The sequence below is a fragment of the Chromatiales bacterium 21-64-14 genome, assembly GCA_002255365.1.
Taxonomy (GTDB): domain Bacteria; phylum Pseudomonadota; class Gammaproteobacteria; order 21-64-14; family 21-64-14; genus 21-64-14.
The window spans coordinates 29,532-50,517 of record NCBI01000016.1 but is presented as its reverse complement, the minus strand read 5'-3'; the positions used below and the strand labels follow the sequence as shown (position 1 = coordinate 50,517).

The following is a 20,986-nucleotide window of genomic DNA, read 5'->3' as shown; positions in this document are numbered from 1 at the left end:
GGTGCCAGGCGAACGGCGGTCCTACGGGCAGGGCCCAGGCCGGTTCCCATCCGTGCGGCTGATCTACACCGCCATCCTGTATCTGCTGACCCCATTGGTGATGTTGCGTCTGCTGTGGCGCAGTCGCGCCGATCCGGATTACCGGCGCCGCTGGCCCGAACGGTTCGGCTTTGGCTCCACGCAACGGCGTCCCGGCGCGATCTGGGTGCATGCGGTGTCGGTGGGCGAGGTGCAGGCGGCGGTGCCTCTGATCCGGTCCCTGCGTGAGTGCGACCCAGCCTTGCCGCTGGTGGTGACCACCACTACCCCGACCGGGTCCCGGCACGTGCGCCGGGTGTTCGGGCAGGACGTGATCCATGTGTATATTCCCTACGATCTACCAGGGGCGGTGCGCCGTTTCCTGCGGCGCGTGCGTCCGCGGCTGCTGATCGTCATGGAGACCGAGATCTGGCCGAACCTCTACCATTGGTGCCGCCGCGCGGATATCCCGGTGGTGCTGGCCAACGCGCGACTCTCGGAGCGTTCCGCGGCCGGATATGCCCGGGTACCGGGTCTGGTACGCGACACCCTGGACTGTCTGGCCGCGATCGCGCCCCAGAGCCAGCTTGATGCCGCGCGGCTGCTGGCCCTGGGGGCGGATCCGCGGCGCGTGTCGGTCACGGGGAATCTGAAGTTCGACGTTCGTCTTCCCGCCAGTCTGTTGGAACAGGCCCAGGCCCTGCGCCGGGCCCTGGGAACGAATCGGGCGGTGTGGATCGCCGCCAGCACCCATGAGGGCGAGGACGAGCAGGTTCTGAAGGCCCATGCAGCGGTTCGGGAGCGGATCCACGACGCGCTGCTGGTCCTGGTTCCGCGCCACCCGGAGCGCTTCGCACGGGTCGCTGCCCTGTGCCGGAGGCTGGGTTATGAGACGGTGGTGCGCAGCGCGGGTGGCCCGTGTCTGCCGCGGACCGCCGTGTTTCTGTGCGACACCATGGGGGAACTCCCGGCGTTCTATGGGGCGTCGGACCTGGCGTTCGTGGGTGGCAGTCTGGCCCCGGCGGGCGGCCATAATCTGTTGGAGCCTGCTGCGCTCGGGGTGCCGGTACTGACCGGGCCCCACATGGACAACTTCCTGGAGGTGACGGAACTCATGTTGCAGGCTGGTGCTGCGCGGACCGTGGATGGATCGGACGCGCTCGCCGGCGCGGTGACGGAATGGTTGCAGAACGCGCCGCTGCGCCACCGTGCCGGGGAGCAGGGGCGCGCCTTGGTCGAACGTAACCGCGGCAGCCTGGAACGGCTGCTGGCGGTGCTGGCCCCGTATCTCGACTGACCTGGTGCGGCTTCAGACCGAGCGGCGGTGTGCCATGGCGCGGCCCAGAGCGGCGCAGGCGGCGGGGTCCAACAGCACCCGTACCCGTGGCAGCAACTGGGCGTTCTCCAGTTCCACATGAGCACGATACATGCGCTGGAAGGCCTCCGCGTCCGCGCGGAACGCGGCCGCGTCGCGTATTTCATTCGGTTCCTGCAAGCTCGGTTCGAGTGCTGCCCAGCGCGTGTTCATGGCTTGGTGTTCCGTGCGCAGGCGCATGATCAGCTGATCGAGTTCCGGCGTCCGGCCTTCAAGCAGCGGGAACAGGTCGCGTTCCTCATCGGCGTGATGGTTCAGACCGGCGGTGGAGAAATAGCGCAGCACCGCGGCCGCGGCGGCGCGCGCCTGGTCGTCCAAAGGTCCCGTCATCACCGCGCGTGCCACGTGCCCGAGCAGGTCACAGTGGCGCAGGATGCGTTCATGGCAGGCCTCCAGCATCCCCAGCGGATCATCGAAGCTGGGAGCGGGGCGGGGGAATGGGTCTTCGCGCATGGCGGGCTTGCTCCGGTGCGGTTCAAGATGGGGTAGGTTCAGGGCCGGCGAACGCGCAGATCTCACCGGTCTCCCGCGGTGGCTACCGCAGCACTCGCCGGGCCAGGCCACACTCCCGGTGCCCTCGCAAGGCGGTCAGGTACCGCCGGCCCCCGGTTTGACCAGGGCGCTGATCGCCTTGAAATCCGGGTGCCGGCTGTCCCGGATCCATTCGAACAGCACCGACTCGCTGTTGGTGATTACCAGCCCCGCGTCCCGCAAGCGCCGCAGACCATTGGCGCAATGGTCTGCGCGACGGGAGCATACTGCGTCCTCGACCACGAAGACCTGATGTCCGCGGACGTGCAGATCGAGGGCGGTCTGCAGTACGCAGACATGGGCCTCCATGCCGGTGAGTACCACCTGTTTCCGTGCCGTGTGCTCCAGGTCGTCCATAAACCCCTGGGCGGTGCAGCAGGAAAACCCGGTCTTGGGATGGCGGCGCGTGGCGGCGGGCAGGCGGGTAAGTAGCTCCGGCACGGTCGCGCCGAGGCCTTGGGGATACTGCTCCGTGACTTGTACCGGGATCCCCAGCCGGCCGGCCGCCTCGATCAGCCGGCCGATAGTGGATACCACTCGCGCCCGGTCATGTTCCGCCATGGCGGCGGCAAGGCGTGCCTGGGTGTCCACCACTGCCAATGTGCTGTGTGCGGCATCGCACAAGGGATGAGCATCGACCCACATTTCTCACCGGCCTCCCGCGCTGCATGCCGCGGCATTTGCCAGGATCGGGCGTGTCCCGAGGCTCATGGAGATTGGGCCAGCCATCGGTTGACCTTGATGAGGTCGTCGGCGCTCAGGGTGCCGGCGGCCTGCTTAAGACGCAACGTACTCATCAGGTAGTCGTAACGTGCCTTCGCATAGTCGCTTTTGGCACGGAACAGGTTGCGCTGGAAATCCAGGACGTCGACGATAGTGCGGGTGCCGACCTTGAAGCCCGCCTCGGTGGCCTCCAGGGCCGTTTCCGAGGACAACACGGCCTGTTTCAGCGCCAGCACCTGACTGATCCCGGCGAGCACCCCGCGGTAGGCGTCGCGCAACTGGCGTACCGTCTGGCGCTGGGCCTGCACCAATTTGTCTTTGGATTCCTCGTAGCGGTGTACCGCCTCCTGCGTCTGGGCGCGCACCAGGCCACCCTGGTAGAGCGGCATATTGAGTTGAATGCCGATGGCGGCGTCGTGCTGTCGCAGCGGGAAGAGACCGTCGAGGTTTTCATCCAGGTACTGGGTATTCGCCACCAGGTCCACGGTGGGATAATGGCCGCTACGCCGGCGCGCGACCTCCTCACGCGCTACGTCCACCGCGCGTCGATCCGCCAGCACCCGCAGATTTTGGCGCAGCGCGGTGTCCTCCCAGAGCTTCATGTCCTCGGGTACCGGCCGGGCCAGGGCGAGTTTCTCACCGAGGTCCGCCAGCCGGCCGGGGGAGGTTCCGGTGATTTCGGTCAGCGCCTCGCGGGCGCTGTCCAGCTGATTCTGCGCCACGATTTCCTGGGCGGCGGCGGCATCGTAGCTGGCCTGGGCCTCGCGCACATCGGTGATGGCACTGAGTCCCACCTGGAAGCGCTTCCGCACCTGATCCAACTGACGCTTGATGGCCTGTTGATCGGCGCGCACGAATTTCAGGTTGGCACGCGCTTTCAGCACGCCGAAGTAGCGTTCCGCGACTCGGACCATGAGATCCTGCTGGGCCGCGGCATAGTTGGCCTCCGATTCGGCGATCTGGCTGTCCGCCTTGGACAGCTGTACCCACGATGACCAGTTGAACAAAGTCTGGGTGAGCTGCAGGCCGTAGACTTGGTTGGTAGAGTTGCTTATCGAGCCGTTGAGCTGGTTGTCGTAGCGGCTGCGGTTGACGTTCAGGTTGACGCCCAAGGATGGGAGCAGGGCCGCGATGCTCTGGGGCCGGGACTGGCGCACCGCCAGGCGCGCCTGATCCGCGGCCTGCAGCTGCGGGTCGCCGCGCACCGCCAGTTGATAGACTCCCATCAGATCCTCGGCCCGTCCGGCGGTGCAGACCAACAGCAGGGACAGGCTCACCAAGATTCGTGCAAGGCTGTTCATCAACAAATTCACCTGTGGTTGGGACGGACGGAATCGCACCTCGGACCGCGACGGCCTGTCACCGCAAACGGCGTATCAGTAGACCGGCATCTGCGGGTCGACCTCCCGGGCCCAGGCGTCGATACCGCCCTGAAGGTTGATGACCTGGGCGTACCCGATCCGCTCCAGGTAGCGGGCCACCTGCAGGCTGCGGATGCCGTGGTGGCAGATCGCCACCAGTTCCCGGTCGGGGTCCAGGGACCCGGCCACGGTGTGGATCTGCCCCATGGGGACCAGCTGTGAGCCGTCGATCCGGCAGATCTCGTACTCCCATGGCTCGCGCACATCCAGCAGCAACGGCGGCGGGTCGGCCTGCGGCAGGTAGTCTTTGAGCTGGCGTGGCGTGAGCTGACGCATCGGGGTCAGAACTCGAAGCAGGCCGGCGCCGGGGCGTTGATGAGCGGCGGCAGGTCGGTCTCGAACAGGCTCTCCCGTGTCCAGCCGTCCGGAGCGGTACGGGTTACCAGCAGGGCTTCCATGATCGGAGCCTGCCCCGCGATTACAAACAGCCGGCCGCCGACCGAGAGCCGCTTCTGGTATACGTCCGTGTACATGGGCAGCGACCCGGTGACTGCGATCACATCATAGCGCCGTGCCGGGTCCCAACCCGCGGATGCATCACCCACCCTCAGGGTGACGTTTTCGATGCCGCGCTCGGCGAGCCGCTTCTGGGCGGCGTACTTGAGTTCGGGGACGATCTCCACGCTGAATACGTGGCCGCCCAGGGCCGCCAGGCATGCAGTCACGTAGCCGCTTCCGGTACCGACTTCCAGTACCGAGTCCGTGTGCCCCACGTCCAGGGCCTGCAGCATCCGCGCCTCCATCTTCGGGGCCATCATGACCTGGCCGTGGCCCAGGGGGATGTTCAGGTCAGCGAAGGCCAAGTTGCGATACGCCTCGGGGACGAACGCCTCGCGCGGCAGCGCCGCCACCAGGTCGAGGATCCGCGGATCCAACACGTCCCAAGGCCGGATCTGCTGTTCGATCATGTTGAAACGGGCTTGTTCGATGTTGAAGTCGGCCATCGTGGTGAACCTGCAACGGGAAGCGCACTACAGCCTACGGGGTTTGGTGCCTACAGGCAAGGCGCCCCGCTCTTGCGGTTGACCGTTTTCTCTCCGAGGTTCAATAGCCTATCGCGCGGGCCGTGGACCCCACGTGCCGTGCCGCGCCGGGCGGCGTCTTGCAAACGGGTAGGGCTTGCTTTACTTTCTGGATATCCAGCTAGGGGTGCCCCTGCTCCTGGGGGCTGAGAGATTACCCTTGGAACCTGATCCGGGTCATACCGGCGCAGGGAAGCTGATCCAGCCTCAGCCCGTCCCCGCGCCGCCGATTCCGCCGTCAGGTCCATACCGGGGAATATGGCCATGAGCGCGATACCAGACGAATTCATCCAACGGGCGGCGCAGGTCCTTGAGGACGCGGTGCGTCCGTTTCCCAACTCGCGCAAGGTCTATGTGGCGGGCAGTCGGCCCGATCTGCGGGTGCCTATGCGCGAGGTCTCCCAATCCGCCACTCCGGCGGACTTCGGTGCGGAGCCCAACCCCGCGATCACCGTGTATGACACCTCGGGGCCCTATACGGATCCGGAGGTGGTGATCGACCTGCGCCGTGGCTTGGAGGCGGTCCGCGCACCGTGGCTCCGCGAACGCGGCGACACTGAGGCGCTGACTGGGCCTAGTTCCGAATATGGACGCCGGCGTTCGGTGGACCCGAAGCTGGCCTCCTTCCGTTTCGAGCACTTGCGCGTGCCACGTCGCGCGCGGACCAGTGCCAATGTGACCCAGATGCACTATGCAAAGCGTGGTCTTATCACGCCTGAAATGGAGTTCATCGCGATCCGCGAGAACCAGCGTAGCGAAGAACTGCGCGACTCGGCCCTGGCGCGCCAACACCCGGGGCAGGGCTTCGGTGCCCGCATCCCGCCGTGCATCACCCCTGAGTTCGTGCGCCAGGAGGTGGCGGCGGGCCGCGCGATCATTCCGGCCAACATCAATCACCCGGAACTGGAGCCCATGGTCATCGGGCGCAACTTCCTGGTCAAGATCAACGCGAACATCGGCAACTCCGCAGTCAGTTCCTCCATCGAGGAGGAAGTGGAGAAGATGATCTGGTCGACCCGGTGGGGTGCTGATACCGTCATGGATCTTTCGACCGGACGGAACATACACGAGACCCGGGAATGGATAATCCGCAACTCGCCGGTACCCATCGGCACGGTTCCGATCTACCAGGCGCTGGAGAAGGTGGATGGAAAGGCCGAGGAGCTCACCTGGGAGATCTACCGCGATACCCTCATCGAACAGGCCGAGCAGGGGGTGGATTACTTCACCATCCACGCGGGCGTGCGCCTCGCGCACATCCCGCTGACCGCGCAGCGGGTGACGGGCATCGTCTCGCGCGGCGGTTCCATCATGGCGAAGTGGTGTTTGGCGCACCATCGCGAGAGTTTCCTGTATACGCGTTTTGAAGAGATTTGCGAGATCATGAAGGCATATGACGTCTCCTTCTCGCTGGGAGATGGCCTGCGTCCGGGTTCTATCGCGGATGCAAACGACGCGGCGCAGTTCGCGGAACTGCACACCCTGGGCGAGCTTACCCGGGTGGCCTGGGAGCACGACTGCCAGGTCATGATAGAGGGCCCCGGCCATGTGCCCGTGCAGCTCATCAAAGAGAACATGGAACAGGAACTACAGCACTGCTTCGAGGCCCCCTTCTATACCCTGGGCCCGCTCACCACCGATATCGCTCCGGGCTACGACCACATCACGTCTGCCATCGGCGCCGCCATGATCGGCTGGTATGGCACCGCGATGCTGTGTTACGTGACTCCCAAGGAGCATCTGGGTCTGCCCAACAAGCACGACGTGCGCGAAGGCATTATCACCTACAAGATTGCCGCCCACGCCGCTGACCTGGGCAAGGGCCATCCCGGTGCGCAGATCCGCGACAACGCCCTGTCCAAGGCACGTTTCGAGTTCCGTTGGGAGGATCAGTTTAATCTCAGCCTGGACCCCGAGAAGGCGCAGGAATTCCACGACGAAACGTTGCCCAAGGACGCCCACAAGGTCGCACATTTCTGCTCCATGTGCGGTCCGCACTTCTGTTCCATGAAGATCACCCAGGACGTGCGCGAATACGCCAAGGGCAAGGGCATCGGCAACGTGGAGCGCGCGCTCGAGGCCGGCATGGAGGAAAAGGCCCGGGAATTCACCGAGCAGGGTGGGGAGATCTATCGCAAGGCGTGAGGGCACTGCGGTGGTTCACGAGCGCCTTGAATTCCCGGCGCGCGGGATCCGCCAACAACAAGGCGCAGTGTTCGTTACCGACGAAAAACAGGCCCCGCGCCTCGGTCACAGCGCGTTCCAATACCGCGTGGTCGGCCTGTTCCAGCAGTCCCTGCAGGCACAGGCCGATCGCCGGGCGACGGCCGTAATCCAGACCGTACTCTTCCCAGGTGCGGCGTGCGGATTCCATCCCGCGGCGCCCGAGTTCCAGAAACCGATCCACGATGGCCTCGCGCACGGCCTCGTATCCGAGGCGTTGCACCAGGCGCTGCATGCGTTCGCGGTCGGGCAGTTTTCCCGATGGCAACTGGCAGCGCAGCGCGGGCGGCAGGAAATCCTCCAACCGCTCGCCGTTCACCCGCCCGTGCAGGATATCCTCGTCGGTCATCTGCCGATAGTCGGTGCGCGGGTCGGAGCCGGTGCGCAGCGCGAGTTGCACCAACGCCATGGCCTCGCAGCGGTGGCCGCTGATGGGAAAGCCGCACAGATGGTGGTCCAGCAGGTCGTGGACCAGCACCGAGGTGGGGATGCGTTCTCCGGTGTAGGCGGTGCTGGCGATAACTTCGGGATCGTCCACCGTGACATCCAGCTTCCAGCCCCGCGCACCGAACCCGTCGCGCCATTGCGTGCGATAGGTGACTGCTACCGGGACCGGTGGCGTGTGCGGCGCATGGGAGGGGGTGCGCATCGTTCGCACCGTTCAGGGGCCGAGACCGTGGCGCCCGGTGCCCGGGTCCCAGATCAACGCCAGCAAAGGGACGGTGTGCAGGTTTTCGGCCACCGGGCACTTTGGGCAACCCTGTTGGGACGGTGGGTTGGGGCAGTCGAAGCAACGGCGTACCAGCCGGTCTGCCCGTTGGATGTGTTGGCGCAGTTGCCCGCAGCGCTGTTGAATATCCTTGACTGCCTGGTCCAGGGCCGCGAGCTGGGCACTGACCTCCCGGCTGGCATCGTCGCCGCTGGCGCTCCCGGGCCGGGCGTGGGCCAGTACCCTGATCGTCTTGAGGGGGATCCCGAGGCGGGCGAGGTCCAGGATCGCCGCAAAGCGCTCCACTTCCGCGTCCGAGTAACGGCGCGTGCCTTGAGCACTGCGCGCCGGACGCACCAAGCCTTGTTCTTCGTAGAACCGCAGGGTACGGGCCGTCGTGCCCAGTCCCGCGGCGACCTCGCCGATCTTCCGGGCCCGTGGTGTGCGGGAATTGGACCGATTGGCTGGCATTGCGCAGTATCCTGACTCGCCCGTCGGGCGGTTTTTATGATGTTAACGTAAACGTTATATTTTATCCAGGGCCCGGCCCGCGTTTCCGGCCGGGGGAGTCAGCGCGGGGGCAGCAGGCCGCGGCTTCAGTGCGCGTGTCCCTCGGGGCCGTGGACGTGACCGTGGCTCAGTTCCTCGGGGCTGGCGTCGCGCACATCCACCACCGCGACGTCGAAGTTCAGAGTGGCGCCGGCCAAGGGATGGTTGGCATCCACGGTCACGCTGTCCTCGTCCAGATCCACGATGGTGACCACCTGGAGCCCCGATTCGCCCTCGGTCTGGAACTGCATACCCACTTCCAGGTTGCCGTCAGATTCGAACCGCTCCCTGGGCACCGTGGCCGTTAGGGCTTCCTGGCGCAGACCGTAGCCGTCCTCCGGCAGAATGGATACGCTTAGGGTATCGCCTGTAGAGTGCCCCTCCAGTGCCGCTTCGAGACCCGGGATGACGCTGCTGGTACCTTGGATATAAGAGAACGGTTCGCGGCCATCGGAGGTATCTACCACCTCGCCTGCGGCGTCGGTGAGGGTGTATTCGATGGTCACGACCTTATGCTTGGCGATCTGCATGATGGGTCCCCGTAGGCGAAATTGACGGTACACCTTACTCTGGTTTTGCGGTATTTTTCAAACTCGTCCCGGGACGCTTTCCGGGTCATCGGCGGGGCCTCGGGATTCCCGTACGCGGTGGTCGGTGGGGGGGGGATGGCAACGAAACGGTGCAGGAATTGGGCCTTCGCGGGGTTGACCTTGATGGCGACATCGGCACTTGGCGCGGAGGCCCCGCGCATCGTGACCTTCCTGAAAGCGAGCCTCCCCCGCCGGGTCGTGCCACGGGGTCCGACCCAGTGACCATGCGGCGACCGCCGCGCGTACTCCCGGGGTCCCGGTCTTCGCGCGCTTTCGCCGCCGGGTGTCTATCCGTGGTTCCCAACGCCCGGATGATGTCCCGCCCCGCTTGCGTGCGGGCACCGTACCCAGGCCAACCGTGGTCGGTTGCGGGGATCGGCCGACGTGAGGTGGCAGCGGGGTGCCGGCCCCGAACGCCGTACTTCTCCGTCCCGACACCGCTCCTGGCGTGTTCCTTCGCGGGCCGCCGCCCGGGTAATGTGATCCGGAGGTCGCACCGGTGAATCCGCGGCTAGCGCTGGTATTTGCCCTGGTGACCGTGGTACTGGTGTTCGTGGTTCAGAACACTGCGGTGGTGGACATCCGGCTCTTTTTCTGGACGGTGTCGTTGTCCCGGGCCTTGCTGGTCTTCCTGCTGTTGGCGGTAGGTGTGGTGATGGGGTGGCTGCTGCGGGCCGGTGTGGGGCGCAGCAGGCGGAAATAACCGGACCGGACAGCCGGGAAGCTGGCGCATCCCGGATACCGGCGGCCGGTACACGGTAACACCCACCAAGACCTACGAGACCCGCAACGGCCGGTGCCGTGAATACACGATGGACGCCAGAACCGGTGGGCGCCCGGCCCAGGTGTATGGCAGGGCCTGTCGTCAGCGCGATGGCAGTTCGAAGATCGTCAATCACGACTGACCGTCGGCGCTAGCTGCCATTGCGTCCACTACGCGGTCGGATCACCGGCAACGGTAAAGACCCTGGCCTCATCGGTGCGTTGTTCCGCTGGATTCCTCACCGCTGGTGCGCTGCGACCGCAACGGCGCGGGGTGCGTCGCGTTGCCCTGTCGCAAACCATAAAACCTACTTGGGGGCGCATCAACGTAGTGTCAATGACGCATTGCGCCAGGTGGAGTAGGCTAGAACCGATCTCAAAATGCATCTCGGTCACCCATGCGGCGTTGCGGGCCCTGCTGCGGTGCTCATTTGCTGGGTGTAAACTGCGCTCATCGCAGGGCCCGCGCCTTGCCTGAACGCCCGATCTGCGATTTTGAGATAGGTTCTAAGTACCCTGATTTCGCATCGGTGTTCGTCGAGCGCGCCGCAGTGGCTACGGCGGAAGACTGGCGCGCGATGTGGGCTGGTGCATCACTGCAACATGTGTTCTGTGAGCCGGGCCTTGGCGCGTATGGCGGGGCCGTGAGGGGTCCCGTTGGATCCTGTCACGTCCTTGCGGCGGCGCCCGCGACATTTCCGGCGAGCATCGGCGTGAGTATTCCGGGAGCGGTGACGTCGCTGGTTCAGGTTGTGCCTACCGGCGTGGGCACGGCGAATCAGGACAGTTCACGGGCGTGCCGCGCTACATCGTCCCGAATTGGATAGTTACCGGATGAAACTTAAGGAGGTCGCAATGAGTCAGAGCGGATCCAATATCGCGCTTGCAGGGTCGTATCAGGACGACGCCGGGAAGCACGCGCTACCCGAACTTCCCTACGCCATGAGCGCGCTGCAGCCCCACATCTCCGAAGAGACGCTTCAGTTCCACTACGGCAAACATCACGCCGCGTACATCAATAACCTGAACAAACTGGTCGCGGGGACCCCGTACGAAAAGGCCTCGGTGGAGAAGATCATCCGCACGGCCCCGGCCGGTGGGATCTTCAACAATGCCGCCCAGGTCTGGAACCACACGTTCTACTGGCATTGCCTGGCACCGAACGGTGGCGGCCGGCCCGCCGGCGAGCTTGCCGCAGCCATCGACAAGACATTCGGATCCTTCGATACCTTCCAGGAAAAATTCACCCAGGCCGCGGTGGGTCTGTTCGGATCCGGTTGGGCGTGGCTGGTCCGCAAACCCGACGGTTCCATCGCGCTGGAGGGTACCGCAAACGCGGGCAACCCGCTGACCACGGGTCTGAGCCCGCTGTTGACCTGTGACGTGTGGGAGCATGCCTACTACATCGACTACCGCAACGCCCGTCCGAAATATCTGGAGGCGTTCTGGAAGCTGGTGAACTGGGACTTCGTGGCGAAGAATCTCGCCGGCTGATGCCGGTGCCGGGCGTCGCGCCCGGCGGCGGTTGCCGCGCTATTCGCGCGGTGTCGTGCGCAGGCCAGGGTGGCCTGCCAGCTGCCCGGCGGACTGCATGGGGTTATCCCATGTGGTCCGCCGAGTGGTGTTCCAGCATACTTTTCTCGCGTTGAAAGACCAGCACCGACCCAATGCGCAACGCACCCAAGACGAACAGCAGGGCGCTCAGCGCGTAGAGTTCGTCCACGTGTATGGTCCCTTCGAACAGCTTGATCATGACCTCCCGGAGCACGAATATGATGGCGGCATCCACGATGAACGTCATCCGCAGCCGGTGTGTACTGAAGTATCCTACCAGCGAGCGTGACAGTTCGATCAGGACGAAAAGGGTGAGCACCTCCGAGGTGATGTGCAAATACTCGCTGGTGATGTCGGCCTGAATCACCAAGCTACCGAGGCTCAGGAACAGTCGCAGCACGCCGATAACCAAGCCGATGGTAATGAAGACCAGCAGTACGCTGACGATGTACCCGGTGATCCGGTCGAACAGCTTCATGTAAGGAATCTTGATTGACACACTTCACTCCTGGTCCTGCTGTCCGCACGGGCCCGCGGCCGCGCCTGCGACGCCACGATGCGGGGTGGGGAATCGTGGCCAGTATAGTGGAAAACGGTTACAGGTTGATTTCGTCCGGCACCCTCGGGGGTGCTGGTCGCGGCTGGCGGGCACGGGTTGCAGCTCGTCGAAAGACAGCCTGCCAGGACGCGCGGGGATGCGACGCTCCACCAACCCGCAGGCGAAATGGGAATAGTCAGGGATGGGCTATTCCAACATCCTGTTAGACTACATCGGGTCCACTCGAGTTTACCCGGAAGCCGTTGGCATCATGAGCGTACCCCAATCCCAGGCGGACAAGACGCGTATCAGCGCGTTGTTCGATCGCTTGGCGGCGGGCTACGACCACGAAGCACTGCGGTTTTTCGCCTTTTGCGCCGACCAGCTGGTGCAGCGTCTTGCCGTCTCTACGGGCCAGAAGATCCTGGATGTCGCCACCGGCACCGGCGCGGCGGCGCTGACCGCGGCGCAGCTCGCCGGGCCCGATGGCCGCGTGATCGGGATCGACCTGTCGGAGGCCATGCTCGATCGTGCGGCCGAGAAGGCCCGGGCCCTGGGTCTGCGCAACATCGATCTTCATCTGATGGACGCCGAGTCGCTGGAGTTTCGCGCCGGCTACTTCGATGGGGTGATGTGCGGCTTCGGCTTGTTCTTCGTGTCGGATATGGCACGCGCCCTGGGTGAGTGGCATCGGGTGCTACGGCCGGGCGGTACAGTGGTCTTCAGCGCCTTCGCTCCCGGCGCCTTCGAGCCCCTCGCGGCGTTGTTCTTCGACCGCCTGGAACGCGAGGGCCTCATGCCGGAGGGCGTCTCGCGCCCGCCCGTCTGGCATCGGCTTGCGGATCTCGGCCGCTGCCGTGGCCTCCTGGCCGGGGCCGGTTTCGAGGCGGTGAAAGTGGACCTGGAACCGATCGGCTATCATCTGGCCGGCGCAGACCAGTGGTGGGACGTGCTCTGGAATAGCGGTTTCCGCGCATTGTTGGAAGGGATGGATCTGGAGCGGCGATCCCAGTTCCGCGCGGCGCATCTGGCGGATATCGCCCAGACGGCGTCTGCGCAGGGGATCCGCCTGGAGGTGCCGACCCTCCTCGCGCACGGTCGCAAGCCGCTGGCGAAACCCGCCGGCTGAGGTCTTCCCACGTCAATCCAGGCCAGCGCGCGGGTCCAGCTCTGCGATCACCGGCGTGGTCCGGGTAAGCGCCACGAACGGGGACTGGGCGTAGGTGTGCACCGCCGCCTCCTGCCGGGTCCAGGCGAGGACGCCGAGCCCGACGCTGAGCACCATGGTATAGAGGAACAGGCCGTCGGGGCCCATTACCGCCATCACCGATGCGGCCAGCAGGGGTCCGATGGCGGACCCCAGTCCCCAGGCGAACAGAAGTCCCGCGCTGACCTGCACGAAAAACGGGCCGTCGACGAGGTCGTTGGCGTGGGAAACGCTGAGAGGGTAGAGCAGATAGGTTAGACCGCCGAAGCAGGTAGCCAGGGCCAGGAGCCCGGGGATCGACCGGGTGCCGCTAAGCAGGATGGCGAGGCTGACCAAGGCCACCCCGAAATTTACCGCGACCAACATACGCTTGCGGTCGTAGTGGTCTGACAGACTTCCCATCGGCCATTGCAGTAGCAGGCCGCCCAGGACCGTCACCCCCATGAGCGCCGATACTCCGGGGATGCCGAGTTGGCTCTGGACCCCGTAGACCGGGCCAAGGGTCACGAAGGCCGCGCCGGTGAGCCCGGCGCCCAACGCGCCCAGCACCGCGACCGGGGCGCGCCGGAACAGCTCGCGCAGGCTGAACGTGGTGCGCTCGGGCAGGTTGGGGTGGACTGCCCGGGTCAACGAGACCGGCACGGCGCACAGGGCCAGCAGCACGGCGGCCAGGATGATGGGATCGGTGGTGTTCGGATGTCCCACATTGAGGAGAAACTGTCCCAGTCCGAGCGCAAGGATCGACGTGGCCATGTAGAGCGAGAACAGCCGGCCCCGGTTGGCCCGGGTGGCATGGGCGTTGAGCCAGCTTTCGATGACCACGTACAGCCCCGCGATGGCGAAACCGGTGACCGCCCGTAGTACGGCCCAGGTCGGTGCCCAGCTGAACAGTCCGTGCATCAGGACCGCGGATGTGGCTACGGAGGCGAAGGCAGCGAACGCGCGTATGTGGCCCACTCGGTAGATCACCCGGTCCCCGTAGAATGCGCCAGTCACGAGCCCCGCGAAATACGCGGACATGACGACGCCGATGACCGGAGTCGGGAAGGCTTCCAGGGTCATATGGACGCTCAGGTAGATGCTCAGCAGGCCGTTGCCGGCCATCAGGAGCGCCACCGAGACGAACAGGGAGCGGGACGGGATCAGTTTGGAGGACATGGCGGCGCAGGACGGTCCCGGGTTCGGTTCCCGTTAGGAGCGCCGCGGATCGATGTCAACTGGCCCGCGGCAGCAAGGTGTTATCCGGATGTAGCGGTGGCAACTCCGACTTCTGTAGGTACGCCTGGATGATACTCCCAAGTTGGACGTGTTTCTGGACCAAGCCGTAGTTCCCAAACAAGGTGTTGAATTCCAGCAGGTAGAAATGTTTTCCCACCTGTGCCAAGTCAAACCCGGCGTGGTCCACGCCCAGGCTCGCGGCCAGATCCTCCACCAGCCGGATGGCCGCCGTCGGTACCCCGGTGAAATCGATCCGGCCACCGCGGGCCACGTTGTTCTGGAAGCCGCCTTGCGGGCCGATCCGCCAGTAGGCGGCGATCACGCGGTCGCCGACGTAGACCACCCGCAGATCGCGGTGGATCGGGAGGTATTCCTGGACGTACAGCACCGGGTTGCGTCGTGCGTACTCCAGAAACTGGGCCCGGGAGTCCACCAGAAATACCCCATCGCCCATGGCGCTGCGCACCTCTTTGGCCACGAACGGAAAGTCAAACTCCTCCAGTACTTGATCGATAGCGCCTTCAGTGGCCGGCAGGATGCGGGTATGCGGAACGTGGTCCGGGCAGACCGCCAAGAACGCACGGGTCATCTCGACCTTGTCGTGCCCCAGGTGGTAGCTGCTTACGCTGGGAAAGATGCGTTTGTGCAGGCCATAGACCAGGGCGTTGACCTGCCAATATTCCGGGAACAGGACCCAGCGGCTGTGCCGCACCTCTTCCCGGTGCTGGAAGATCAGCTCGGGTTTTATGTAGCGCACCCCCTCGATTCCGAGCGAGCGCAGGGCGTTGAAGGATACCAGTTGCATAGGAATGGGTGTCGCGTGCCCGGGATTCCGGGGGCGGATTGCGGCCGCCGCCCATTAGAATCCACGCCCCGCCGGCCGTCAAGGTGCGGGCCGCCGCTTTCCGGATGACCCGGACGGTGTGCCGGTGCCGCGGTCCCGCGTCAGGCGCAGAACCGGTTCCAGGCGTCCAGCGCCGCTACCTTGTAGGCCTCGGCGAGGGTCGGATAGTTGAAAACGTTCTCCAGGAAGAACTTCAACGTGCCGCCCAGGGACAGGGCGGCTTGGCCGATATGGATCAGTTCGGTGGAACCCTCTCCCAGGATGTGGACCCCCAGTACCCGCTGGTCCTCGAGCCCGAACAGGATTTTCAACAGCCCGTCGTGCAAACCCATGATCTGTCCGCGCGCAGTCTCCCGCAGCCGCGCGGCCCCGACCTCGTAGGGAATCTTCTTCTCGGTGAGTTCCTGCTCGGTCATTCCCACCATACTCATCTCCGGAACGCCGTAGATGCCGAACGGAAACAGCGCCGGTTGACTGCTGGGGACTATGCCGAATGCGTTGCAGGCCGCGCGCCGACCCTGTTCCATGGAGGTGGAGGCGAGGCTGGGAAATCCGATCACGTCGCCCGCCGCGTAGATGTGGGGCACGTTGGTCTGGAACTGCTCGTTGACCTTGATGCGATGGCGATCGTCAATGGCAAGTCCCGCGTTCTCCAACTTCAGGGCGGCGGTGTTGCCGACGCGCCCGGCGGCGAACATGACCAAGTCGGACCGCAGGCACTTGCCGCTCTCCAGGGTGGTGACCACCTGACCGCGTTCATTGCGGCTGACTCCGGATACCGCCTCACCCAGACGCAGTAGCACCCCGCGATCCCGCATATGGTGGGAAAATTCGTCCATCACCTCCCGGTCCATGAAGTCCAACAGGCCGGGGCGGCTCTCCACCAGCGTTACTTTTACATCCATGACACTGAAAATGGAGGCGTACTCCAGGCCGATTACCCCGCCACCCACTACGATCATGGATCGTGGGATGCGCTTCAGGTTGAGGATCCCGTCGCTGTCGATGACGGTGTCGTCGTCAAAGGGCACATCCGCCGGTCGCCGCGGAGTGGTACCGGTGGCGATCAGGAACCGTTCCGTTTCCAGGATGACGATGTCCCCGGAGGGGGACTCCACCTGCAAGCGGTGAGCGTCCAGGAACGAGCCGGTGCCCAGGACCACCTCGACGCCATTGCGTACCAGTTGGTTTTCCATCACCTCGGTCTCGTGCTGCAACGTGGTGTGCATCCGTTGCATCAAATCCTCGATGCCGATGTGGGACTTCAGACGGTAGGCGTAGCCGTACAGCCCGCGCTGATTCCAGCCGGTCAGGTAGAGCACCGCCTCGCGCAGGGTCTTGCTGGGGATGGTGCCGGTGTGTACCGACACCCCGCCGACCACTGGACGGCGCTCGATGATCGCGACCGTCTTGCCCAACTTGGCGGCCTGGATGGCGGCCTTCTGGCCGGCAGGGCCGCTGCCGATCACGACGAAGTCGTAGTGTTGCATGGGGGTCCCTGTGCGGGCCGATTGCCGGCCGGTTCCTGATGTGCGGCGCGCGCCGTGATGGCACGCCTCATCCTGCAAGCTATCGTTTGGTTGGCGGATTTCTTGAATGGGCGTGCATCCAGAGCGCTCGGCGGGCAGGTCGGCCGCGCCGTTTGCTCTACCTCTGGGATTTCCGCTGGTTTCGGAGGGGTGGTCCGTTTTTTGGCGCGCGGCGTTGGGCCAGCGGCCAGGCAGTCCGTCGCCGGCAGCCTGATTCTTTGGCTGTACGGTCCGTGGCGCGTGCCGATAACCATCCCGGGCGGAGGGTACTGGACCCTGCTCCAAGGATACCTGCGCGACTCTTTTGTTATAGTCTGACGGCCATAGGGATCAGGGCCCGGGGTGCCGCGGTGCCAGAGGGAACGTTTTGAGATGCCCGATAAAATCCTGATCGTGGAAGATGACGAGGCCTACGCCCGGGATCTGGAACGGGACCTGAAGGCATTCGGCTACCAAGTCGTGGGGCGATGTGTCGCCGGGAACGAGGCGGTGCAACGGGCGCAGGCCGTGGCCCCGGATTTGGTGCTCATGGACATCCTACTGGCGGGCCCGGTGGACGGGATCCAGGCGGCAGCGCAGATCCGTGATCGGTGCCCCGTGCCGGTGGTGTTTCTCACCGCCAACACCGACGAGCACCTGCTGGAGTTGGCGAAGGCCGCGCAACCCGCTGGCTACATCGAGAAGCCCTGTTCCCCGCGCGAACTGCACGCGGTGATCAGCTTGGTGCTGTCGCGGAGCGCGGCGGAACGCCGCCTTCAGCAGCAGGCGTGGTTCTATTCGGCCCTGATGGGAATCTGTGACCCCGTGATCTCGACGGACCCCGAGGGCCGCATAGTGTTGGCCAATCCCGCTGCCGAGCGTCTCGTGGGTTATTCAGAGGCGGAACTCCTGGGCCGACCCTTGTCCCGTCTGGTGGCCGCAGGGACCGATGGGAAATCAAGCGAGCTCGAGCGTCTCCTGACCCAGGTGCTGGAGGCGCGTGGCGGAAGCCTCGATCAGCCCGCGCTGCTCGCGTGCCGTGACAGGGAGCCTGTGCCGGTGCTCCTAAGTGTGTCCCCGGTGCTGGAGAACGGTGGCGCTGCCGTGGGGGTGACCTGTCTGCTACGCGACGTTTCCCGCGATCGGCAGGCAGAGCACGCCTTGCGCGAGAGCGAACTGAAGTTCCGCGCCCTGGCCGAGACAGCAGGCTGCGGGATCTTCGTGTACCGCGAACGGTTCCTCTATTTGAATCCCGCCTCGGAGGCGATCAGCGGGTACCGCCCCGCCGAGTTGTTGAGCATGTCGGTGCTCGATCTGGTGCCGACGGAGTATCGGGGGGAGGCGGCGCAACGGATGCAGGCACGCCTGCGCGGAGAGGAGGTTCCCAATCAATTCGAGCTCAAGATCCGGCGCAAGGACGGCGTGGAGCGCTGGTTGAGCATTTCCGGGGGACGGATCGAGTACGAGGGCGCGCCCGCGGCCATCGCTACGGCCTTTGATATTACGGAGCGCAAGCAAGCCGAGGAGAGTCTGCGGCGCCATCTCGTGGCCATGGAATCATCCATGGATGGGATGGCGATCCTGGCGGATAGCGGAGTTTATCTGTATGTGAACGAGGCGCATGCGCAGATCTACGGCTACGGATCCCCGATGGAATTGGTGGGAAGCTCCTGGGAAGGGCTCTACGACGCCGATGAACAGGCACGCTTTCGCGACCGGATATTGCCGCAGGTGGAGGCCACGGGTCGTTGGCGGGGGGAGGCGGTGGGTAGGCGCTGGGATGGCAGCGGTTTCCCCCAGGAGCTCTCCCTGACCAGACTGGACGGGGGCGGGCTGGTGTGCGTGGTGCGGGATATCAGCGACCGTAAGCATGCCGAGGAGGCGCGCCTGCGCCGCGAGGACGGCTTGCGTCTCCAACAGCAGGCACTGCTGCAACTGGTGTCCCACGACAGCATCAGCCAGGGTCAGGTTGAGGAAGCGTTCGAGACGGTTTGCGCAACCGCCGCCCAGACCCTGCGGGTCGAGCGGGTGGGGGTCTGGCTGCTGGACCCCGGCCATACCCGGATCCGGTGCGAGTGCCGGTATGAGGCGAGCGTGGGGCAATATGGCGCTGGGGCGGAGCTGACCCGGGACGAGAGTCCCGTCTACTTTGAGGCCCTGGAACAGGCGTTGGTGATCCCCGCCGACGACGCACAGACGGACCCCAAGACGCGGGAATTCGCGGAGTCCTACCTCAAGCCGTTGGGTATCCGCTCGATGCTCAATGCGCCGGTGCGGGTCGGGCGCGATACCGTGGGGGTATTGTGCCTGGAGCAGGTGCATACGCCGCGCAGCTGGAGCCTGGAGGAGCAGAATTTCGCCGCGGCCCTGGCGGAGTTGTTGGCACTGGCCATCGACGAGCATCAGCGGCGTGCCGCCGAGACGGAGCTTTTCCGCGAGAAGGAACTTGCCCAGGTGACCCTGGCCTCCATCGGTGACGGGGTGATCACCACCGATGTAAACGGTGTCATTGAATATCTAAACCCAGTGGCCCAGGAGATGACCGGGTGGTCCGCCCACGACGCCCGCGCCCAACCGTTGCCGCGGGTATTCAATTTGGTGGACGAAGTCCTGCGCCGTGCCGTCCCGGACCTGGTGCGCCGCTGCCACCGGGAGGGTGATAGCTTTTGCCTGCCGAGCCAAGCGGTGCTGCTGCACCGCAATGAGGACCGCGAATTCGCTGTTGAGGTCACCGTCTCGCCGATCCGTGATCGGAACACGGTGATCATCGGCACCGTGCTGGTATTCCGGGACGTGACCGAGTTGCGTGGGATGGCGCGCCAGATGGCGTATCAGGCGACCCATGATCCGCTTACCGGTCTGATCAACCGCAGGGAGTTCGAGGTGCGCCTGGAACAGGCGTTGGACAGTGCCCAAACCCTCCAGCGGGAGCACGCGCTGTGCTATCTGGACCTGGATCAGTTCAAGGTGGTTAACGACACTTGCGGTCACGGCGCCGGGGACGAGCTGCTGCGCCAGTTGGCCGCGCGTCTGTCTTCCCGAATCCGCGAAACGGATATCCTGGCACGGCTGGGGGGCGATGAGTTCGGCGTTCTTTTGGAGCACTGCGTGCTGGAGCAGGCGGCCAGGATCGCAGACGGGTTGCGCAGCGCGGTCCAGGAATTCCGTTATCACTGGCAGGATAAGACTTTCGAGATCGGCGTCAGTATCGGACTGGTCCCCCTGGGGCCGGTGTCCATGACCCTGTCCGAGGCGCTGAGCGCGGCGGATTCGGCGTGTTACGTGGCTAAGGATCAGGGTCGCAACCGGGTCCACGTCTTCCAGGCCGGGGACAGCGCGCTCGCTCGGCACCACGGCCAGATGCAGTGGTCGCAACGCATCCGGCAGGCCCTGAACGAAGACCGGTTGCAACTCCACATCCAGCCTTACCGCATGGTGACGCCGAGCCGCGGGTTGGATGCGCGGCCCGCCGAGTTCCTGCTGCGCATGGTCGGGGAAGATGGCGCGCTGATCCTTCCGCGGGAGTTCCTTCCCGCGGCTGAACGTTACCATCTGATGCCGGATATCGACCGATGGGTGGTGCGTGCGGTGTTCTCGGTGATCGCCCAGGGCCACCCCATGGTCCGGGACCTGACCCTATGCGGCATTAATCTCTCCGGCCAGTCCCTGGGCGATGAACGTTTCCTGGACTACGTCATTGCCATGTTGGATGAGATGGACATTCCGGCGGACCGTCTGTGTTTCGAAGTCACCGAGACCGCGGCCATCGCAAACCTCTCCCATGCCGTCCGGTTCATGTCCGTACTTAGGGGCTTGGGTTGTCGTTTCGCTCTGGACGATTTCGGCAGCGGCTTGAGTTCCTTCGCTTATCTTAAAAACCTGCCGGTGGACTACCTGAAGATCGACGGGGCCTTCGTGCGCGACATGGTGGACGATCCCATCGATCATGCCATGGTCGAAGCGATCAACCAGATCGGACACGTGATGAACATGCAGACCATCGCCGAATGTGTGGAAGACGACACGACCCTGAAAGTGCTGAGGCTGTTGGGTGTGGATTACGCCCAGGGCTATGTCATCGCTCGACCGGTTCCGTTGGAACCGGCCGTTCAACTATTACGGGGGCAGAGCGGAAACTAGCGCCGTACTCGCGTGCCGCCCCGCCATTGCACGTTGGGGCAGCACGCCAGGCCC

The 20,986-nt window shown here is 64.8% G+C and carries 19 protein-coding genes and 1 riboswitch; of the genes, 7 read left to right on the top strand and 12 right to left on the bottom strand.

Annotated elements, in window-relative coordinates:
• Positions 1-52 precede the first annotated feature (52 nt).
• The gene (locus B7Z66_09180) at positions 53-1,315 is read left to right on the top strand and encodes a 3-deoxy-D-manno-octulosonic acid transferase (protein ID OYV76369.1); all 1,263 of its coding nucleotides are present in this window, start codon (positions 53-55) and stop codon (positions 1,313-1,315) included.
• Between the two features lie 12 nt (positions 1,316-1,327).
• Here B7Z66_09180 and B7Z66_09175 read toward each other — a convergent pair whose 3' ends face one another.
• The 5 genes from B7Z66_09175 to B7Z66_09155 all read right to left on the bottom strand — a co-directional run bounded on the left by B7Z66_09175 (position 1,328) and on the right by B7Z66_09155 (position 5,012).
• Complete coding sequence (locus B7Z66_09175; GenBank protein ID OYV76368.1) at positions 1,328-1,846, bottom strand: hypothetical protein; 519 nt, start codon at positions 1,844-1,846, stop codon at positions 1,328-1,330.
• A gap of 135 nt (positions 1,847-1,981) precedes the next feature.
• Positions 1,982-2,569 (bottom strand): hydrolase, encoded by a 588-nt coding sequence (locus B7Z66_09170; protein OYV76367.1) that lies wholly within the window; start codon positions 2,567-2,569, stop codon positions 1,982-1,984.
• A gap of 62 nt (positions 2,570-2,631) precedes the next feature.
• The gene (locus B7Z66_09165) at positions 2,632-3,948 is read right to left on the bottom strand and encodes a hypothetical protein (GenBank protein ID OYV76366.1); all 1,317 of its coding nucleotides are present in this window, start codon (positions 3,946-3,948) and stop codon (positions 2,632-2,634) included.
• A 75-nt stretch (positions 3,949-4,023) separates the two neighbouring features.
• Positions 4,024-4,344, bottom strand: coding sequence for a sulfurtransferase (locus B7Z66_09160; GenBank protein OYV76365.1), 321 nt, complete (start codon positions 4,342-4,344; stop codon positions 4,024-4,026).
• Between the two features lie 5 nt (positions 4,345-4,349).
• Positions 4,350-5,012, bottom strand: a complete 663-nt coding sequence (locus B7Z66_09155) for a protein-L-isoaspartate O-methyltransferase (protein ID OYV76364.1) — start codon at positions 5,010-5,012, stop codon at positions 4,350-4,352.
• 191 nt (positions 5,013-5,203) lie between these two features.
• Positions 5,204-5,301, top strand: a riboswitch (TPP riboswitch).
• A 53-nt stretch (positions 5,302-5,354) separates the two neighbouring features.
• Here B7Z66_09155 and B7Z66_09150 point away from each other — a divergent pair.
• Positions 5,355-7,235 carry a phosphomethylpyrimidine synthase ThiC gene (locus B7Z66_09150; protein OYV76363.1) on the top strand — a complete coding sequence of 627 codons (1,881 nt, stop codon included), beginning with the start codon at positions 5,355-5,357 and terminating at the stop codon, positions 7,233-7,235.
• On the opposite strand, the gene B7Z66_09145 is transcribed toward B7Z66_09150, so the two are convergent.
• The 3 genes from B7Z66_09145 to B7Z66_09135 all read right to left on the bottom strand — a co-directional run bounded on the left by B7Z66_09145 (position 7,198) and on the right by B7Z66_09135 (position 9,101).
• The gene (locus B7Z66_09145) at positions 7,198-7,962 is read right to left on the bottom strand and encodes a hypothetical protein (protein ID OYV76362.1); all 765 of its coding nucleotides are present in this window, start codon (positions 7,960-7,962) and stop codon (positions 7,198-7,200) included. The genes B7Z66_09150 and B7Z66_09145 overlap by 38 nt on opposite strands.
• A gap of 12 nt (positions 7,963-7,974) precedes the next feature.
• Positions 7,975-8,493, bottom strand: coding sequence for a hypothetical protein (locus tag B7Z66_09140; GenBank protein ID OYV76361.1), 519 nt, complete (start codon positions 8,491-8,493; stop codon positions 7,975-7,977).
• 125 nt (positions 8,494-8,618) lie between these two features.
• Positions 8,619-9,101 (bottom strand): peptidylprolyl isomerase, encoded by a 483-nt coding sequence (locus B7Z66_09135; protein OYV76360.1) that lies wholly within the window; start codon positions 9,099-9,101, stop codon positions 8,619-8,621.
• Positions 9,102-9,660: 559 nt separating this feature from the next.
• On the opposite strand from B7Z66_09135, the gene B7Z66_09130 reads away from it, so the two are divergent.
• The gene (locus tag B7Z66_09130) at positions 9,661-9,864 is read left to right on the top strand and encodes a hypothetical protein (protein ID OYV76359.1); all 204 of its coding nucleotides are present in this window, start codon (positions 9,661-9,663) and stop codon (positions 9,862-9,864) included.
• A gap of 914 nt (positions 9,865-10,778) precedes the next feature.
• Positions 10,779-11,417, top strand: a complete 639-nt coding sequence (locus B7Z66_09125) for a superoxide dismutase [Fe] (GenBank protein OYV76358.1) — start codon at positions 10,779-10,781, stop codon at positions 11,415-11,417.
• 103 nt (positions 11,418-11,520) lie between these two features.
• Here the strand turns inward: B7Z66_09125 and B7Z66_09120 are convergent, their stop codons facing one another.
• On the bottom strand, positions 11,521-11,955 hold the full coding sequence (locus B7Z66_09120; GenBank protein ID OYV76357.1) for a hypothetical protein: 435 nt from the start codon (positions 11,953-11,955) through the stop codon (positions 11,521-11,523).
• Positions 11,956-12,217: 262 nt separating this feature from the next.
• Between B7Z66_09120 and B7Z66_09115 the strand changes: the two genes are divergently transcribed.
• Positions 12,218-13,144 carry a hypothetical protein gene (locus tag B7Z66_09115; GenBank protein OYV76356.1) on the top strand — a complete coding sequence of 309 codons (927 nt, stop codon included), beginning with the start codon at positions 12,218-12,220 and terminating at the stop codon, positions 13,142-13,144.
• Between the two features lie 12 nt (positions 13,145-13,156).
• Here B7Z66_09115 and B7Z66_09110 read toward each other — a convergent pair whose 3' ends face one another.
• The 3 genes from B7Z66_09110 to B7Z66_09100 form a co-directional block, all read right to left on the bottom strand.
• A complete protein-coding gene (locus tag B7Z66_09110) occupies positions 13,157-14,380 on the bottom strand; it encodes a hypothetical protein (protein ID OYV76355.1) in 1,224 nt (407 codons plus the stop codon).
• Positions 14,381-14,435: 55 nt separating this feature from the next.
• Positions 14,436-15,245 carry an alpha-L-glutamate ligase gene (locus tag B7Z66_09105; GenBank protein ID OYV76354.1) on the bottom strand — a complete coding sequence of 270 codons (810 nt, stop codon included), beginning with the start codon at positions 15,243-15,245 and terminating at the stop codon, positions 14,436-14,438.
• Positions 15,246-15,385: 140 nt separating this feature from the next.
• On the bottom strand, positions 15,386-16,774 hold the full coding sequence (locus tag B7Z66_09100) for an NAD(P)(+) transhydrogenase (protein ID OYV76353.1): 1,389 nt from the start codon (positions 16,772-16,774) through the stop codon (positions 15,386-15,388).
• A 57-nt stretch (positions 16,775-16,831) separates the two neighbouring features.
• On the opposite strand from B7Z66_09100, the gene B7Z66_09095 reads away from it, so the two are divergent.
• Together B7Z66_09095 and B7Z66_09090 are read left to right on the top strand one after the other, a co-directional pair.
• Positions 16,832-17,131: a hypothetical protein gene (locus tag B7Z66_09095; protein OYV76352.1), complete on the top strand. Its 300-nt coding sequence runs from the start codon at positions 16,832-16,834 to the stop codon at positions 17,129-17,131.
• Positions 17,132-17,185: 54 nt separating this feature from the next.
• Positions 17,186-20,932, top strand: a complete 3,747-nt coding sequence (locus tag B7Z66_09090) for a hypothetical protein (GenBank protein OYV76351.1) — start codon at positions 17,186-17,188, stop codon at positions 20,930-20,932.
• Positions 20,933-20,986 lie beyond the last annotated feature (54 nt).